The following is a 16364-nucleotide window of genomic DNA, read 5'->3' on the forward strand; positions in this document are numbered from 1 at the left end:
AATCGGTGTCGTCCACTTTAGAGTGGTGCCGACTCGGGTCGGCAAGTGTTCAGGAGGCGGCGGTCGGCATGACGGACGGGCGAGACTCGGACCGCGGCGGCCCGCGGCGCGGCGACGACCCGCTGGAGCGGTACTTCCGGCCGCGTCCGGGCGGGGTGCCGTCCGGGGCGTCCGCCGCCGAGGACGGCGAGATCGACGGGGTCACCGTCGACGGCGTGCCGGCCCCGCGGGTGACCGTCGACACGCCGCGCGGGCCCCGCCGCCCGGACCGGGGGGCGCCTCCGGGCCTGGGGCCGCGCGCGGTGATGAGCGCGCGGCGGCAGCGCCGGTTCCTCGCCGTGACCGGGGTCATGTCGGCGTTCGTCCTGCTCACCTCGGGCGGCGCCTGGGCCTTCCAGAACTACGTGACCGGCACGATCGACAAGGTCTCGGTCGGCGGCCTCGGCGGCGCGAAGGACGCCCCGAAGGGCGCGATGACCATCCTCGTCGCGGGCGTCGACCGGCGCGAGGGCCTCACCCGCGAGCAGCAGCGCAAGGCCAAGCTGGGCCACGAGCCCGGCGAGCGCTCGGACACGATGCTCCTCGTCCACGTGAACAAGGACCACGACAAGGTCACCGTGGTCAGCCTGCCGCGCGACTCCTACGTCATGATCCCGTCACACAAGTCGAACGGTTCCGAGGGCGCCAAGGGCAGCGACGTCCCGTCCCGGTACGGCAAGCTCACCTGGGCCTACCAGTTCGGCGGCCCGGACCTGACCGTCGCGACGATCAAGCAGGCCACCGACGTCCCGATCGACCACTACGTCGAGGTCAACTTCTACGGCTTCGTGAACATGGTCGACTCGCTCGGCGGCGTGGACGTCTGCACCGAGCAGGCCGTCAACGACCCGAAGTCCGGCCTCCAGCTGCCCGCCGGGAAGTCCCACGTGGACGGCCTCCAGGCGCTCGCCTACTCGCGCGCCCGCTATACCCTCGGCGACGGCACCGACCTCGGCCGCATCGACCGGCAGCAGGCGTTCATCGCGTCCCTGATGAAGCAGGCTTTGAGCAGCAAGACCCTCAGCGACCCGGTGAAGTCCACCAAGTTCCTGAACGCGGCCCTGCACTCGCTGCGCGTCGACAAGAAGCTCGCCAAGGACCTGCCGAAGCTCGCCGACCAGATGAAGGGCGTGTCCACCGACCACGTCACCTTCGCGAAGGTCCCGCTCTCCAACCCGGGCTTCAACACCGTCCTGTGGAACTCGCCGCAGCCGCAGTCCACCGTCCAGTGGGACGAGTCGGCCGCCGGCGACCTGTTCTCCCGGCTCCGGCACGACAAGCCGATGACCGAGGACTCCCCGGCGCCCTCGCCGTCCCAGCCCTCGGCTCCCCCGACGACCAACCCGGACGCCCCGACCGTCGCGCCGAAGGACATCGACGTCCGCGTCCTGAACGCCGTCGGCACCCCGCGCCTCGCCGCCCGCGCCGGCGGCGACCTGCGGGACGCCGGCTTCCAGGTCACGGTCGTCCCCGGCATCGCCGAGCGCGGCCGCACCACCACCCTGATCCAGTACGGCCCGGGCCGCGCCGACTCCGCCAAGACCCTCGCCGCCGCGATCCCCGGCGCCAAGCTCAAGCAGGTCGACGGCCTCGGCTCGCGCCTCCAGGTCCTCGTCGGCGACGACTGGACGGGCGCCAAGAAGGTCAAGGTCGCGCCCACCACGTCCCCGTCCGCCACCGGCTCCCCGTCCGGCTCCGACCCCAAGCTCCAAGCCAAGACCGCCAGCGACAAACTCTGCAAGTGACCGCCCCCGGCCCGGCTGCCGGTCGCCTTCTTCGACCGCTGCCACCGCAGGGCGCCGGCTCCCTTCCCGCCTCGTGGCCGACGTTTGCCAAGGTCACCCAGGGGCAGAGCGCTTGAGGGGTCGAAATGCGGAAATCGCGCAGCGGGCAGATCGGGGCGCTGGGACATGACCTGGCCGCGTTCCTGGACGTCCTGGACCTGGATCAGGTGCTCCTGGTCGAGTTCGAGCAGGCCGCGGCGGCCTGGGACAACGAGGACTGGCCGGCCGTCACCGTGCACGCCTACCTGCACTGCTGGGGCGAGGCGCCGGGCGACCCGGCCTACGACGACATCGAGAAGCGCCTGGCGGATCCGGCGCCGGTGCGCGTCCCGACGCTGGTGATCCACGGCGCCGACGACGGCGACAACCTGCCCGAGACCAGCAAGGGCAAGGACGCCATGTTCACCGCCGGATACGAGCGGATCGTCCTGGACGACGTGGGCCACTTCCCGCCGCGCGAGGTCCCCGAGAAGGTCGCCGACCTGACCCTCCGCCACGCCGAACGGCCGCCGTCCTAGAACGACGAACGCGCCCCCGACCAGGCCGGGGGCGCGCGGCAGCCAGTCCTACTTGAGGAGCTGGCGGGCCATGACCATGCGCTGGATCTGGTTGGTGCCCTCGTAGATCTGCGTGATCTTGGCGTCGCGCATCATGCGCTCGACCGGGAACTCGCGGGTGTAGCCGTAGCCGCCGAGCAGCTGGACGGCGTCGACGGTGATGTCCATCGCGACGTCCGAGGCGAGGCACTTGCAGGCGGACGAGACGAAGGTCAGGTCCGGGACGGTCTCGCCGTGCATCGCGCGCTCGGACTTGATCGCCGCGTGGTAGGTGAGCTGGCGCGCGCCCTCCAGGCGCATCGCCATGTCGGCCAGCATGAACTGGACGCCCTGGAAGTCGCCGATCGGCTTGCCGAACTGCTTGCGCTCCTTGACGTAGCCGACGGCGTAGTCGAGCGCGCCCTGGGCGATGCCGAGCGCCTGCGCGGCGATCGTGATCCGGGTGTGGTCGAGGGTGGCGAGGGCGGTCTTGAAGCCGGTGCCCTCGGCGCCGATCATGCGGTCCGCGGGGATCCGCACGTTCTCCAGGATGACCTGGCGGGTCGGCGAGCCCTTGATGCCGAGCTTCTTCTCCTTCGGCGCGAAGGAGACGCCCTCGTCCGACTTCTCCACGACGAACGCGGAGATGCCGCGGCCGCCCTTCTCCGGGTCGGTCACGGCCATGACCGTGTAGTACTCCGACACCCCGGCGTTGGTGATCCACATCTTCGCGCCGTTGAGCACGTAGTGGTCGCCGTCCCGCACCGCGCGGGTCTTCATGCCCGCCGCGTCCGACCCCGCGTCCGCCTCCGACAGGGCGTAGGAGAACATGGCCTCGCCCTTGGCCACCGGAGTCAGATACTTTTTCTTCAGCTCTTCGGAGCCGGACAGCAGCACCGGCACCGTACCGAGCTTGTTCACCGCCGGGATCAGCGAGGAGGAGGCACACGCGCGCGCGACCTCCTCGATGACGATCACGGTGGCGAGGGCGTCGGCCCCGGCACCCCCGTAGCTCTCCGGGACGTGCACCGCGTGCAGCTCGTTCTGCACCAGCGCGTCCAGGGCCTCCTGGGGGAAGCGGGACTCCTCGTCGACCGCCGCGGCGAACGGGGCGATCTTGGCATCGGCGAGCTCGCGAACCGTCTGGCGGAGCATCTCGTGCTCCTCCGACGGGGCGTACGCGGGAAAGTCGGGACTCATAGCGCGCATGCTACCCGCCGGTACACTCCCCGTCCGGCGCAGGGACCCGGCGCCAGGTGGGCAGGACTCGCAGGGAGGCGGCATCATCTCGGGGACGGAACAGACAGGAGGAAGGGCTTTGACGCACCGCCTGACCGTGATCGGGACGGGCTACCTGGGCGCGACGCACGCGGCCTGCATGGCCGACCTCGGATTCGAGGTGCTCGGCCTCGACGTGGACCACGAGAAGATCGCCCGGCTGTCCGCAGGTGACCTCCCGGTCTACGAGCCGGGGCTGGAACCGGTCCTGCGGCGCAACCTGGAGTCCGGACGGCTGCGCTTCACCACCTCGTTCGAGGAGGCCGCCGAGTTCGGCGACGTGCACTTCATCTGCGTCGGCACGCCGCAGAAGCAGGGCGAGTACGCCGCCGACCTGGCCTTCGTGGACGCCGCCGTCGACTCGCTCGCGCCGCACCTGAAACGGCCCTGCCTCGTAGTGGGCAAATCGACCGTCCCCGTGGGGACCGCCGCACGCCTGGCCAGGAAGCTGGCCGAGCGCGCCCCCGCCGGAACCGACGCCGTCCTCGCCTGGAACCCCGAGTTCCTCCGCGAGGGCTTCGCCGTGAAGGACACGCTGCACCCGGACCGGATCGTCGTCGGGCTGCCGTCCGACCCCGACGCCGGGACGCTCGCCGAGAAGACCCTCCGCGAGATCTACGCCACGATGATCGGCGAGGGCACGCCGTTCATCACCGCCGACTTCCCCACGTCCGAGCTGGTGAAGGTCGCCGCGAACGCGTTCCTCGCCACGAAGATCTCGTTCATCAACGCGATGGCCGAGGTCTGCGAGGCCGCGCACGCCGACGTGACCAAGCTCTCCGAGGCGCTCTCCCACGACGACCGCATCGGCGGCAAGTTCCTCGGCCCGGGCCTCGGCTTCGGCGGCGGCTGCCTGCCCAAGGACATCCGCGCCTTCATGGCCCGCGCCGGCGAGCTCGGCGCCGACCAGGCGCTGACCTTCCTGCGCGAGGTCGACGAGATCAACATCCGCCGCCGCATCCGCATGGTGGACCTCGCCCGCGAGCTGCTCGGCGGCTCCTTCATCGGCCGGACGGTCGGCGTCCTCGGCGCGGCCTTCAAGCCCAACTCCGACGACGTCCGCGACTCCCCCGCGCTGGACGTCGCCGCGTCCATCCGCGGCCAGGGCGCCCGGGTCACCGTCTACGACCCGCAGGCCATGCCGAACGCCCGCCGCGCCCAGCCCGCCCTCGACTTCGGCCCGTCCGCCCTGGACGCCGCCCGCGGCGCCCACGTCGTCCTGCTCCTCACCGAGTGGTCCGAGTTCCGCGAGATGGACCCGCACGCCCTCGCCGAGGTCGTCGCCGAGAAGAACATCGTCGACGGCCGCAACGCCCTCGACCCCGACCACTGGCGCGCCGCCGGCTGGAACTACCGAGCCCTAGGCCGCCCCTGACCTCCACTCCACCACCGGAGCGCCCACCTCTGCGCCCCGTCCCGGGAAGCAATCCACGCCCCGCGACGGGGCGGCAGCGTTCAAGGGGCTGGTCAGGGGTCGGGGAGGGGCCGGTGGAGGTGGGGGACGGTGCGGGCTTCGAGGTTTTGTTGTTCGAAGGTGCGCAGGGACGCGATCAGGGTGATCAGCAGGGGTAGGGCCAGGGGCGGGGTTGCGGCCAGGGTCAGGACGGTCAGGGCGGGGGCGGCGAGGACGCCTACCTGGGTGACCCGCGCGTTGATGTAGTCGAAGAACTCGCTGGTCGGACGGCCTGGGCGGATGCCTGGGACGAAGGCGGCCGTCCTGGTCAGTTCGGCGGCGATCCGCCTCGGGTTGATCGCCGTGGGGGCGGCTATCAGGTCGAGCAGGAGGGCGGTCGCGGCCGCCGCGGCCAGGGTCCACGGGGTGCCGAGGGGCGTCCAGGCGCGGAGGGCCAGGAGGATCAGGCCGGCGCCCAGCATCGGGATCAGGGTGTACGGCATGACCCTGACCGGCATGTAGGTGGTCTTCGGCTGGCGGATGCTGGCGGTTCGCCGGTATTGGACGGGGATCATGCGGGCCGTCCGCCGGAGCTGGACCAGGACGGCCAGGGCGAGGAGGGCGCAGGCCGCCGCGGTCGCGCCGCGCGTCCCGTGGAGGTGGCGGGGCAGGGCGGCGAGCAGCTGGGTGAGCAGGAGGACCGAGAAGCCGTCGCCCAGGCCGCGGTCGGTGATCCATTCGATGAGCAGCAGCGTGGCGGCGGTTCCGGCGGTCAGGCAGCAGGCGAGGGTCACCAGGGTCAGCGCGCTCCGGTCGCGGAGATGTCCGGCAATGGCGACCGTGATGCAGGAGGCGACGGCGCCGAGGAGGAGCGCGAGGGTTCTTGCGTGGCGGGCAAGGAGTCTGTGGCCGGCGGGGCCTTGCCGTCGGAGGGCCTCAAGGCGGGGGACGCCCAGGGAGAGCAAGCCGATTCCGACGAATCCGGCTGCGGCGGGCCAGGCGCCTAGGCCGAAGACCGTGAGCCGTAGGAGCGCGCCGCCGGTGAGGACGTCCAGTAGGGCGTGCATATCACCGTGGTCGGCCCAGGTGTTCGCCGCGTGCCGGGCATCGGACGGCTGGACGCCCGGCAGCGGGGCGTTCTGCCCTATCCGGAAGATGAGCACCGCTATGAGCGTCACGAGAACTTTGCGATACACCGCGTTCACCCCCGAACGACCGTACACCTGAAAGACATTGGTGTTTGTTGGAGCGGGGCGGGAAGCGGGCGGCGGCTCCGGGGGTTGTGCCGGGCATGACGGACTTTGCCGACCAGTTGGTGATCAAGAAACTGCTGAACGAGTCGCGGACGTGGGCGTTCGTGGGGCTCGGGGACAACCCCGACCGCGAGGTCTACAGCCAGGCCCGGCTGCTGCAGCAGCGCGGGAAGCGGATCGTCCCGGTTCATCCGGCCGCGGACGAGGTGCTCGGCGAGCGCGGGTACGCGACGCTCGGCGAGGTGCCGGACGAGATCGACGTCGTCGGCGTGTACCGGCGGGCCGAGCACGCCGGGGCGGCCGTGGACGAGGCCATCGCCGCAGGTGCGAAGGCGGTCTGGCTGCCGCTCGGCGTGATCGACGAGGCTGCCGCGCGGCGGGCGCGGGACGCCGGTCTGGACGTCGTCATGGACCGCTGCCCCGGAGTCGAGTGGGCCCTGCGCCGCTGAGCGCCGCATCTCCGGTCGAGTAGGCGGATACTGGGCGCATACTTGATCAACGGAGGTGCTGATGGCGGAGGACGGGCTGCGGGGCAGGCTCTACGGCATGCTGCTCCCGGCGGACGAGCTGGCCGAGCCGCCCGAGGACGTGCCCGAGCCCCTGCCCGGCCTCCACCTGGTGATGGCGCTGGCCGGGGACGAGGGCCTGGACGAGGCGTCCCTGAACGCGCTCGGCGAGCCCGAGGAGCAATGGGAACTCGCCTTTCAGAACCTGAGTGGAATGCCGGTCGGAAAGCACGAGGTCGTGCACGCCGACAAGGGCGGCACCTACCACGTGATGACCGGACCGAACGCCTTCACCGCGAGCCGGGTTCTCGTTCTGGACGACGTCGCGCGGCAATTGACCGGGCAACCGATTCCGGCCGCCGGAGCGCTGTTCTCCATCCCGGACAAGTTCCATGTGCTGCTGCATCCGATCGAAGGCGGGACGGTCCTGACCGCGCTAGCGGCCATGGCCGAGGACACCGCGGCGCTGTTCAGCGCGTCCGAGAGCCGCCTGAGCCCGCACATCTACTGGTGGCGGGAAGGCGAAAGCGAGCAGCTCACCCGCATCAACGGGCAGTCCCTCACGTTCGCCTTTCCGGAGGAGTTCCGGACGATGCTCGGCGACATTCCCGAGCCCGTGGACGACCCGGTCGGATTCCGCCGCCACCATTACCACTTCGTCCATTCGGTGATGCGCGAGGCGTCCGAGCAGTACGGGCCGTCCCTCCTCGCGAACACCGATCCCGGGGAACTCACCGGAATACTGGAGAAAACCTGGCGGGACGTCGGGGAGGACCTGCCCGCCGGCGAGCGCCTCCCGTCCGACGGCCTGCGCGGGAACCTCATCGAGCTGGCCGACAACCGGCTCCTGCTGATCACGCTGCCGGAGCCGGAGGCCGCCGCCGAGGCGTACTACGCCGCGATGGTCCAGCCGTACGGATCGTCCTCGACGCGCTTCTTCACCCTGGAGTACGCCGTCGACCCGATCACGCACGAGCCGGGCGCGATCCTCGGCGAGTGGACACCCCAGGGCCACCACCTGCACTTCGCCGACATGTCCACCGAGATCGGCGACTTCATCCGCGGCATCGCCACGCTGCTGACGGTCGCCCCCGGCACCACGACCCAACCCAAACGCCGAGGCCTCTTCCGCCGCCGCTGACCCCAAAGCCCCCTCCCCCACCCCACCCAGGCGCGGCCACGCTCAGTCACACGCCTGCCCAAGCACGTGCCCGCACGAACGCGGACATGCTCAGACATGCACGCACCCACACACAGGCGCCCCCGGACACACGCTCAGGCATGGCGCGCTCAGACACGCACGCACTGAGACACGCACGCGCTCTGACACCGGCGCGCTCAAGCATGGCGCGCTCAGACGCACGCGCACTCGGACCCGCACTCAGGGCGGGCGCCCACTCAGGGCGGGCGCGCACTCAGGCGCGGGCGCCCACTCAGGGTGGGCACGCACTGAGGGGCGGGCGCGCACTGAGGGGCGGGCGCGCTCAGGCGCGGGCGCGCACTCAGGCGCAGGCGCCCACTCAGGGTGGGCACGCACTGAGGGGCGGACGCGCACTCAAGGCGGACGCGCACTGAGGCGCGGGCGCGCTTAAGCATGGGGCGCGCTCAGGCGTGGGCGTGGGCTGTGTGGATGTGGGGGGCTCGGCTGGGGGCGCAGGGGGTCAGGGCTGATGCAGGACGTTCAGGACGTTCTCGCGGCCCCAGGCGCCCAGCGGGGCGAGGGCCTCGTTGAGGGAGCGGCCGCGCGGGGTCAGGGAGTACTCGACGCGCGGCGGGACCTCGTCCAGGACCTCGCGGTGGACGATGCCGTCCTCGACCAGCTCGCGCAGCTGGGCCGCCAGCACCTTCTCGGTCACGCCCGGCAGCGCGCGGCGCAGCTCGCCGAAGCGGTGCGTGCGCTCGGCCAGCGCCCACAGGACGAGCACCTTCCACTTGCCCCCGACCACGTCCATCGCCGCGTCCAGTCCGCACTGGTAGGCGCCTGGCCGCCGCATCGTCCGCATCGCGCCGCCCCCCTCCTCGCTGATCACTAACGTCAGGGTAACCACGCACCTTGAAGTGCGTACTGTTCGTGCTGCGAACGACCGGCCAGGGTGGACGGCATGAACCCCGACAACAAGATCACTCTGCTGGGCCTCGGCGCGATGGGGACGGCGCTCGCGCGCACGTGGCTGGCCGCCGGATACGAGCTGACCGTCTGGAACCGCACCGCGAGCCGCGCCGAACCGCTCGTCGCTCAGGGCGCGAAGGTCGCCGCGTCCGCGGCCGAGGCGGTGGCGGCGAGCCCGCTGGTCGTCGTCTGCCTGCTGGACGACGCGTCCGTCGAGCAGGCCCTCGCGGACGCCGACCTCACCGGCAAGGACGTCGTCAACATCACGACCGGAACCCCGGGCCAGGCCCGGGAACGTGCCAAGTGGGCCACCGCACGCGGCGCTCGGTACCTGGACGGCGGGATCATGGCCGTCCCGCCGATGATCGGCGTCCCGGAGTCCGGCGCGTACGTGTTCTACAGCGGATCGGACGTCCTGTTCGAGGAGCACCGGGATGCGCTGGCCGTCCCGGCGGGCACCCGGTACGTCGGTGAGGATCCCGGCTCGGCGGCGCTGCACGACGTGGCGCTGCTGAGCGCGATGACCGCGATGTTCGGTGGGGTCTCGCACGCGTTCGCCCTCATGCGCGGCACCAGCGTCACGCCGAAGGAGTTCGCGCCGCTGCTGGTCGAATGGCTGACCGCCATGTCCGGATATGTGCACGGCGTCGCCGCCCAGCTGGAGAGCGGCGACTACACCCTGGGCGTGACGTCCAACCTGGCGATGATGGTCCAGGGCAACGCGACGCTCCTGCGCACGGCCGAGGAGCAGGGCGTCAGCGCCGAACTCCTCACCCCGTTCATGGCGCTGATGGAGCGCCGCCTGGCGGACGGCCACCCCGACGAGGGCACCGCAGGCGTGACCGACCTTCTCAAACGTTAGAGCCTATAACGCGACGTTAGAGGGTATAACCGTTCGCGTTAGAGGGTATAACCGTTCGCGTTAGAGGGTCTAACAGTTGCTAGAGCCCAACGAAGACCTGAGAACGCGCAGCAAAAGTTCCCAGGCCCTCGAAGGGCTAGAGCGCCTCGCGGAAGGCACGAGCGCGAAGGATCCGCGCAGGCGGGCTAGAGAGAGTCGCGCAGGCGGGTTCGAGGGAGTCGCGCAGGCGGGTTCGAGGGAGTCGCGCAGGCGGGTTAGAGCGACTCGCGGACTCGCGGAAGGGACTAGCGCGAGGGAGTTGCGGAGGCGGGCTAGAGGGAGTCGCGTAGGCGGGCGCCCTTGGCTTGGGCTTGGGCCTTGAGGTCGGCCTGGAAGGACTCCATCTTCGCGCGCAGGGCCTCGTCGCTCGCGGCGAGGATGCGGGCGGCGAGGAGGCCGGCGTTGCGGGCGGCGCCCACGGCGACGGTCGCGACCGGGACGCCGGCGGGCATCTGGACGATGGAGAGCAGCGAGTCCATGCCGTCCAGGTACTTGAGCGGCACCGGGACGCCGATCACCGGCAGCGGCGTCACCGACGCGAGCATGCCCGGCAGGTGCGCCGCCCCGCCCGCGCCCGCGATGATCACCTTGAGCCCGCGGGACGCCGCCTCCGCGCCGTAGGCGATCATCTCGTGCGGCATCCGGTGCGCGGACACCACGTCCGCCTCGAACGGGATGCCGAACTCGTCCAGCGCCTCGGCGGCGAGCTTCATGACGGGCCAGTCCGAGTCGCTGCCCATCACGACGCCGACGACGGGGGTGCTCATCCGGTGTGCTCCTTCACGGCTGCGGTGTGCTGCTTCATGGCGGTGCCCCAGCGCAGGTAGTCGGCGGCGTGCCGGGCACGTTCCCGCAGGTCGCCGAGGTCGTCGCCGAGGACGGTGACGTGGCCGATCTTGCGGCCGGGACGGACGTGCTTGCCGTAGAAGTGGACCTTGACCCCCGGGTCGTGCGCCATCACATGGAAGTACCGGGAGTACAGGTCCGGGTCGTCGCCGCCGAGGACGTTCGCCATGACCGTCCAGCGGGCGGACGGCTCGGTCGAGCCGAGCGGCAGGTCCAGGACGGCCCGCAGGTGCTGCTCGAACTGCGAGGTGCGGGCGCCCTCGATCGTCCAGTGGCCGGAGTTGTGCGGGCGCATCGCCAGCTCGTTGACCAGCAGGCCGTCCGCGGTCTCGAACAGCTCGACGGCGAGCAGCCCGGTCACGCCCAGCTTGTCGGCGATGTCCAGGGCGAGCCGCTGCGCCTCCTCGGCGCGGTCGGCGTCCAGGCCGGGCGCGGGCGCGATCACCTCGACGCAGATCCCGCCCTCCTGGACGGTCTCGACGACCGGGTACGCGGCGCCCTGCCCGTAGGGCGAGCGGGCGACCAGCGCGGCGATCTCGCGGCGGAAGGACACCATCTCCTCGGCCATCAGCGGGGTGCCGCTGGCCAGCAGCTCCGCGACGGCCGGGTCGTCCAGGTCCTTGATCACCCAGACGCCCTTGCCGTCGTAGCCGCCGCGGGTCGCCTTCAGGACCAGCGGGAGCCCGTGCTCGTCCGCGAACCGCTTGAGGGACGTCTCGTCCGGAATGGCCGCAAACGCGGGGCACGGCGCGCCGAGCGCGCTCAGCCGCTCGCGCATGACCAGCTTGTCCTGCGCGTGCCGGAGCGCGTCCGCGCCCGGACGGCACGGCACCCCGGACGCCTCGACGGCCTCGATGTGCGCGCCGGGCACGTGCTCATGATCGAAGGTCAGGACGTCGCAGCCCTCGGCGAAGGCCAGCAGGTCGGCCTCGGAACGGTCGTCCCCGACGGACGTTCCGGGCGTCACCCGGGCCGCCGAGTCGTCCGCCGCCCCGGCCAGCACCCGCAGCGACACGCCGAGCGCGATCGCGGCCTGCTGGGTCATCCGGGCGAGTTGCCCGCCTCCGGCCATTCCGACCACCGGTGTCCGGCCCGCGCTACCGTCCTGAGCTGCGTCTCTCACGCAGAGAAGGGTATCGGGCGCGCGCGGCGGGGAGACTCAGAGCATGACCGAAACCGGAGGAGGCGAACCATCCCGGCTTTCCACGCGTCCGAACAGGTAGGACGGGCAAGTCCGGGGAACGCAAGGGAACTGTGCGGGTACGGTGAAACGTTCATGTTCGGACGCTACAGAGGTCGCTTGCGTCTATCCTCGATGTGCCTCGACGGTTCGCGCACCGGCCGGAGCACCCGCTCCCGGGCCCTGACGCCGCCGACCGCACCGCCTGTAGCCGAGGTCCGGAAGGACGGTTCCCCTTCGTGAGCTTTGTCGCCCAGCTCTACCGGCGGTTCGCGCACATCGTGCACGAGCTCGCGAAGTTCGGCAGCATCGGCGCCCTCGCGTTCGTGATCACCACCGGTGTCGGCAACGTGCTGCACGTCGGGTTCGGCGTCGGCGAGCTGACCTCCACCGGTGTCGGCACGGTCGTCGCCGCGACCTTCTCCTACCTCGCCAACCGCTACTGGACGTTCCGGCACCGCGAGCAGACCGGGATGGGCCGCGAGTACGTCACCTTCTTCGTCCTCAACGGCATCGGCCTGCTGATCACCTGGCTCATCCAGGGCTTCACCAAGTTCGTCCTCGACCAGCGCGGCTGGATCGCCTACAACGCGTCCCTGATCATCGGGACGGCGATCGCCACCCTGTTCCGCTACTGGGCCTACAAGAAGTGGGTCTTCCTGCCCGAGGACGCCCCGCCGGTCGCCCCCGCCACGGGCCTCCCCGAAGCGTCCGCCCCGCAGGACACGGCCTCGGGCCAGGCCCCGTCCCCGGGCCACGCCCCGTCCCCGGGCCACGCCTCGTCCCCGGCCCCCGGCACTGCGGCGGCCCGCGACTACTCGCACCCCCTCGACTCGTCCCGCCCCGAACCCGAGGGCCTGGCCGAGTTCACCCGCGCCCACTGAGCAGCCCTCTCGACGGCGCGGCCCCGGCAGCTCGCAGGATGGCCGTGGCGGGAGCCGGTCAGACGGGCCCGATGACGACGCGTTCTTCGGCCAGGCGGGCCTGGGACGCCTCGCGGAGGAAGATCCCGAAGGTCGCCGGACGCGGCTGGATCAGCTCCAGGCGCCCGCCGTCCACCGCCGCCAGCGAACGGGCCAGGTAGAGCCCCAGGCCCGTGCCGTGACCGCCGCTGACACTGCGTTCGAAGATCCGGTGCTCCAGCTCGGGCGGGATGCCCCGGCCCTGGTCGCCGATCTCCACCACGACCGAGCTGGCGCCCTGCTTGGTGTTGATCGTGACGACGCCGGCGCCGTGCACGAGCGAGTTGTCCAGCAGCGTCGCGACGATCTGGGACAGGCCCTCGGGGCTGGTCATCCCGACGAGGCCCTGCTCGCCGATGATCCGGATGTCGCGGCCGTCCCGGCGGAAGATCGGGCGCCACTCCTCCACCTGCTGCGCGATGATCTGGTCGATCGGCGCGGCGACGGCGGCGCCCGTCCGGTCGTGCCGGGCGCGGGCGAGCAGCTGCTCGACCACGGCGACCAGCCGCTCGGTCTGCGCGATCGCGGCCACGCCCTCCTCGCGGACGACGTCCGGGTAGTCCGCGGCCTCGATCATCTCCTCCAGCCGCATCGTGAGCGCCGTCAGCGGGGTGCGCAGCTGGTGGCTGGCGTCCGAGGCGAACTCGCGGCTGGCGGCGAGCAGGTCGGCGATCCGGACGGCGCTGCTGTCGAGCACCTCCGCGACGCGGTCCACCTCCGGGATGCCGTAGCGGCGGCGGCGCGGCCTGGCGTTCCCGGTGCCGAGCCGGTCGGCGGTCTCGGCGAGGTCGATCAGCGGCAGGGTGAGCTTGCGGGCCTGGAACATCGCCAGTCCGACGGTCACCGCGACGCCGAGCGCGGCGAGGCTGCTGATCAGCAGCATCTGCCGCAGCGCCTCGTCCCGGACCTGCTGGGCGGGCTGCGCCACCTGCACGTGCACGCCGGACACGGTCGCCGTCGCGGTGAGCTGGTCCCCAGGACGGCGTGGCGCGGTGCCCGCGGTGACGGTCCGGTTGTCGGGCAGCGTGATCACGATGTACCGGCCGGGGTACTCCTGCGCGATCTTGTCGCGGGTGATCGGCTGGCCGGACTCCAGGCTGAAGCCGACGCCGCCGACGATGGAGGACGCCTCGCGTTCGAGCGACTGCCTGGCCTCCTCGTAGATGAGCTTGTTGCTGGCGTAGGCGAGGGGTATGCCGAGTAGCAGGATCGCGACGATCGCCACGGCGAGCGTCGACAGGAGCAGTCGGCGCCTCATCGGGCCTCCTCGAAGAGAGGCGGTGCGCCGGAGCCGCTCGGGACGGCCCGGCCCCCGTACGGGTTGGACGATGACCGCGCCGCCGGGGAGGACGACCCCCGTTCCCCCGGACGGCTCGGACGGCTGGTACGCGAAAGGCTCCCGCGCACCACACGGACGTGACTCACACCGCGAACGGCGTGCCTGACAGACGCGCTTCCCACCCGACCCGGTCACCCGACCCGAACACCCCGCGCCTTCCCAACAACCAACAACCCCCTACCGAACACCCCCAGCACCCGCACCACTCACACCGCCAGCGCCAAACACGCCGCCACGCTAGGAGCGCCCCTCACGCTGGGCGCACATTCCGTGCCACCGGCACCGGATGCGCCATCGCTGCTCGTTGCGCCGCTTGCGCGCGGAGCGCCACTCACGCCATCGGCACCAGATGCGCCGCTCGCGGTGAGAGCGCCAGTCGCGCCGTTGCCGCTGGATGCGCTGTTCGCGTTGTCAGCGCTGGATGCGCCGCTCACGCTGGGAGCGCCGAGCACCCCGTCGGCACTGGCCGCGCCGTTCGTGCTGGGCGCGCCACCCGCGCCATCAGCACCACGCAAGCCGTCAGTGCTGGACGCGCCGCGCACACTAGGAACACCGCTCGCGCCGTCGACGCTAGATGCGCCATCAGCGCTGGAAGCGCCGTTCGCGCCATCAGCCCTGGGGGCGCTATTCGCGTTGTCAATGTTGGATGCACCTCGCACGCCCTCGGCGCTGGATGCGCCGTTCGCGCTGGGTGCGCCGCCCGCGCCACCGGTGCTGGGTGCGCCGTCGGTGCTGGACGCCCCGCTCACGCTAGGAGCGACCCTCGCGCCGTCGGCGCTGGATACGCCACTCACGCTGGGTGCGCCGCTCATGCCTTCAGCGCCGGTTGCGCCATCGGCATCTGGCGCGCCGTTCACGCCGTCGGCGCTGGGCGCGCCATTCGTGCTGAGTGCGCCACCCGCGCCATCGGCGCTGGGAGCGCCGTTGGTGCTGGACGCCCCGCTCACGCTAGGAGCGTCGCTCACGCCGTCGACGCTGGATGCGCCGGTCGAGCCTTCAGCGCTGGGTGCGCCATCGGCATTAGGTGCGCCGCTCACGTTGGGTGCGTCACTTGCGCCGTCGGCGCTGGGTGCGCCGTTCGGGATAGGGACGCTGGGCGCGCGGTTGGCGACGCTGGTTGTGCTGGGTGCGGTGCTTGCGTGGGTGCTGTCCGCGGCTTTGGTGGGTTGCCGGGACGGGCGGGTGGCTGGTGGTGCATGCGGGGTTTCCGGTGTGGGGTGGTGTGGGGTTCGTCGTGGGTGGTCGCGGCCCGCGCGGGTGGTGCGGGGAATGCGCTCTGCGTAGCCCATGCCGGTGCGCGGGTCGCTCGGCCCGCGTCAGTCGCCGCGCTCGAACCGGAAGCCGACGCCCCGCACGGTGGTGATGTAGCGGGGGCTGCCGGCGTCGTCGCCGAGCTTGCGGCGTAGCCAGGAGATGTGCATGTCGAGCGTCTTCGTGGAGCCCCACCAGTTGGTGTCCCAGACCTCGCGCATGATCTGTTCGCGGGTGACCACCTTCCCGGCGTCGCGCACCAGGACCCGGAGCAGGTCGAACTCCTTGGTGGTGAGCTGGAGCTCCTGGTCGCCCATCCAGGCGCGGCGGGACTCGGCGTCGATCCGGACGCCCTGCACGATCGGCGTCTCGGTGCTGCCGCGGCGCAGCAGCGCCCGGACGCGGGCGAGCAGTTCGGCGAGCCGGAAGGGCTTGGTCACGTAGTCGTCGGCCCCGGCGTCCAGGCCGACGACGGTGTCCACCTCGTCGGCCCGCGCGGTCAGGATCAGGATCGGCACGCCGTGGCCCTCCGCGCGGACTCGGCGGGCGACCTCCAGACCGTCCAGCTCGGGCAGGCCGAGGTCCAGCACGATCAGGTCGACGCCTCCGCCGAGCGCCCGCTCCAGGGCCTGCGGGCCGTCGGGGCTGACTTCAACGGTGTACCCCTCGCGACGCAGCGCGCGGGCGAGAGGCTCGGAGATGGACGTGTCGTCCTCGGCGAGCAGTACTGAGGTCATGAACCGATCGTATGGCCATTCATGAACGTTTCCTGGGTACCGCCACGCTCTTGACCTGCGGTTTGCCACTCGTAGTACATCCTCGAATACGCACAATCTTCCCGTCGCCGGAAGTACCCGTACGGACCGCCTCTCGATCAGCTGGTCGCCCGGTCGGCGGAGGCGGTGCCGTTCGCGCTGGTCGGGGCCGCGCGGCCAGCACTGATTTCGGACGGGTTATGGCATCCGTCCGGTGTCGGGATATGCACG

At 71.4% G+C, this 16364-nt stretch carries 15 protein-coding genes; 8 read left to right on the top strand and 7 right to left on the bottom strand.

Annotated features, from left to right (window positions below; all coding sequences use genetic code 11):
• Positions 1-68 precede the first annotated feature (68 nt).
• Both FHU30_RS03490 and FHU30_RS03495 read left to right on the top strand, forming a co-directional pair.
• The gene (locus tag FHU30_RS03490; RefSeq protein ID WP_253871345.1) at positions 69-1784 is read left to right on the top strand and encodes an LCP family protein; all 1716 of its coding nucleotides are present in this window, start codon (positions 69-71) and stop codon (positions 1782-1784) included.
• A 125-nt stretch (positions 1785-1909) separates the two neighbouring features.
• On the top strand, positions 1910-2341 hold the full coding sequence (locus FHU30_RS03495) for an alpha/beta fold hydrolase (RefSeq protein WP_253871346.1): 432 nt from the start codon (positions 1910-1912) through the stop codon (positions 2339-2341).
• A gap of 48 nt (positions 2342-2389) precedes the next feature.
• Here FHU30_RS03495 and FHU30_RS03500 read toward each other — a convergent pair whose 3' ends face one another.
• On the bottom strand, positions 2390-3559 hold the full coding sequence (locus tag FHU30_RS03500; protein ID WP_253871348.1) for an acyl-CoA dehydrogenase: 1170 nt from the start codon (positions 3557-3559) through the stop codon (positions 2390-2392).
• A 178-nt stretch (positions 3560-3737) separates the two neighbouring features.
• Here FHU30_RS03500 and FHU30_RS03505 point away from each other — a divergent pair, with 178 nt between their 5' ends.
• Positions 3738-5012 (top strand): UDP-glucose dehydrogenase family protein, encoded by a 1275-nt coding sequence (locus FHU30_RS03505; protein WP_253871899.1) that lies wholly within the window; start codon positions 3738-3740, stop codon positions 5010-5012.
• Positions 5013-5104: 92 nt separating this feature from the next.
• On the opposite strand, the gene FHU30_RS03510 is transcribed toward FHU30_RS03505, so the two are convergent.
• A complete protein-coding gene (locus FHU30_RS03510) occupies positions 5105-6226 on the bottom strand; it encodes a hypothetical protein (RefSeq protein WP_253871350.1) in 1122 nt (373 codons plus the stop codon).
• Positions 6227-6321: 95 nt separating this feature from the next.
• Between FHU30_RS03510 and FHU30_RS03515 the strand changes: the two genes are divergently transcribed.
• Positions 6322-6732, top strand: coding sequence for a CoA-binding protein (locus tag FHU30_RS03515; protein WP_253871351.1), 411 nt, complete (start codon positions 6322-6324; stop codon positions 6730-6732).
• A gap of 61 nt (positions 6733-6793) precedes the next feature.
• Positions 6794-7930 carry a hypothetical protein gene (locus FHU30_RS03520; protein ID WP_253871353.1) on the top strand — a complete coding sequence of 379 codons (1137 nt, stop codon included), beginning with the start codon at positions 6794-6796 and terminating at the stop codon, positions 7928-7930.
• A 520-nt stretch (positions 7931-8450) separates the two neighbouring features.
• Here the strand turns inward: FHU30_RS03520 and FHU30_RS03525 are convergent.
• Entirely contained in the window at positions 8451-8792 is a 342-nt protein-coding gene (locus tag FHU30_RS03525) for a winged helix-turn-helix transcriptional regulator (protein ID WP_301322701.1), read from the bottom strand.
• 99 nt (positions 8793-8891) lie between these two features.
• Between FHU30_RS03525 and FHU30_RS03530 the strand changes: the two genes are divergently transcribed.
• The gene (locus FHU30_RS03530) at positions 8892-9761 is read left to right on the top strand and encodes an NAD(P)-dependent oxidoreductase (RefSeq protein WP_253871355.1); all 870 of its coding nucleotides are present in this window, start codon (positions 8892-8894) and stop codon (positions 9759-9761) included.
• 311 nt (positions 9762-10072) lie between these two features.
• Here the strand turns inward: FHU30_RS03530 and purE are convergent, their stop codons facing one another.
• Together purE and FHU30_RS03540 are read right to left on the bottom strand one after the other, a co-directional pair.
• Positions 10073-10567 (bottom strand): 5-(carboxyamino)imidazole ribonucleotide mutase, encoded by a 495-nt coding sequence (purE, locus tag FHU30_RS03535; RefSeq protein ID WP_253871357.1) that lies wholly within the window; start codon positions 10565-10567, stop codon positions 10073-10075.
• Positions 10564-11769 (bottom strand): 5-(carboxyamino)imidazole ribonucleotide synthase, encoded by a 1206-nt coding sequence (locus FHU30_RS03540; protein WP_308211172.1) that lies wholly within the window; start codon positions 11767-11769, stop codon positions 10564-10566. The genes purE and FHU30_RS03540 overlap by 4 nt, the downstream gene beginning before the upstream one ends.
• 296 nt (positions 11770-12065) lie before the next feature.
• On the opposite strand from FHU30_RS03540, the gene FHU30_RS03545 reads away from it, so the two are divergent.
• Positions 12066-12710 (top strand): GtrA family protein, encoded by a 645-nt coding sequence (locus FHU30_RS03545; RefSeq protein WP_253871360.1) that lies wholly within the window; start codon positions 12066-12068, stop codon positions 12708-12710.
• 58 nt (positions 12711-12768) lie between these two features.
• On the opposite strand, the gene FHU30_RS03550 is transcribed toward FHU30_RS03545, so the two are convergent.
• Positions 12769-14046: an ATP-binding protein gene (locus FHU30_RS03550; RefSeq protein WP_253871362.1), complete on the bottom strand. Its 1278-nt coding sequence runs from the start codon at positions 14044-14046 to the stop codon at positions 12769-12771.
• 465 nt (positions 14047-14511) lie between these two features.
• Here FHU30_RS03550 and FHU30_RS03555 point away from each other — a divergent pair, with 465 nt between their 5' ends.
• Positions 14512-15411, top strand: coding sequence for a hypothetical protein (locus FHU30_RS03555; protein ID WP_253871364.1), 900 nt, complete (start codon positions 14512-14514; stop codon positions 15409-15411).
• Positions 15412-15443: 32 nt separating this feature from the next.
• On the opposite strand, the gene FHU30_RS03560 is transcribed toward FHU30_RS03555, so the two are convergent.
• Positions 15444-16115: a response regulator transcription factor gene (locus FHU30_RS03560; protein ID WP_019629095.1), complete on the bottom strand. Its 672-nt coding sequence runs from the start codon at positions 16113-16115 to the stop codon at positions 15444-15446.
• Positions 16116-16364: the final 249 nt, after the last annotated feature.

Origin of the sequence: Actinomadura rupiterrae (assembly GCF_024172125.1) — a bacterium.
Taxonomy (GTDB): domain Bacteria; phylum Actinomycetota; class Actinomycetes; order Streptosporangiales; family Streptosporangiaceae; genus Spirillospora; species Spirillospora rupiterrae.

Excerpts from the sequence above, each read along its gene's own strand:
- FHU30_RS03490 (WP_253871345.1), top strand. The coding sequence starts at position 69 with ATGACGGACGGGCGAGACTCGGACCGCGGCGGCCCGCGGCGCGGCGAC.
- FHU30_RS03495 (WP_253871346.1), top strand. The coding sequence starts at position 1,910 with ATGCGGAAATCGCGCAGCGGGCAGATCGGGGCGCTGGGACATGACCTG.
- FHU30_RS03500 (WP_253871348.1), bottom strand. The coding sequence starts at position 3,559 with ATGAGTCCCGACTTTCCCGCGTACGCCCCGTCGGAGGAGCACGAGATG.
- FHU30_RS03505 (WP_253871899.1), top strand. The coding sequence starts at position 3,738 with ATGGCCGACCTCGGATTCGAGGTGCTCGGCCTCGACGTGGACCACGAG.
- FHU30_RS03515 (WP_253871351.1), top strand. The coding sequence starts at position 6,322 with ATGACGGACTTTGCCGACCAGTTGGTGATCAAGAAACTGCTGAACGAG.
- FHU30_RS03520 (WP_253871353.1), top strand. The coding sequence starts at position 6,794 with ATGGCGGAGGACGGGCTGCGGGGCAGGCTCTACGGCATGCTGCTCCCG.
- FHU30_RS03525 (WP_301322701.1), bottom strand. The coding sequence starts at position 8,792 with ATGCGGACGATGCGGCGGCCAGGCGCCTACCAGTGCGGACTGGACGCG.
- FHU30_RS03530 (WP_253871355.1), top strand. The coding sequence starts at position 8,892 with ATGAACCCCGACAACAAGATCACTCTGCTGGGCCTCGGCGCGATGGGG.
- purE (WP_253871357.1), bottom strand. The coding sequence starts at position 10,567 with ATGAGCACCCCCGTCGTCGGCGTCGTGATGGGCAGCGACTCGGACTGG.
- FHU30_RS03550 (WP_253871362.1), bottom strand. The coding sequence starts at position 14,046 with ATGAGGCGCCGACTGCTCCTGTCGACGCTCGCCGTGGCGATCGTCGCG.
- FHU30_RS03560 (WP_019629095.1), bottom strand. The coding sequence starts at position 16,115 with ATGACCTCAGTACTGCTCGCCGAGGACGACACGTCCATCTCCGAGCCT.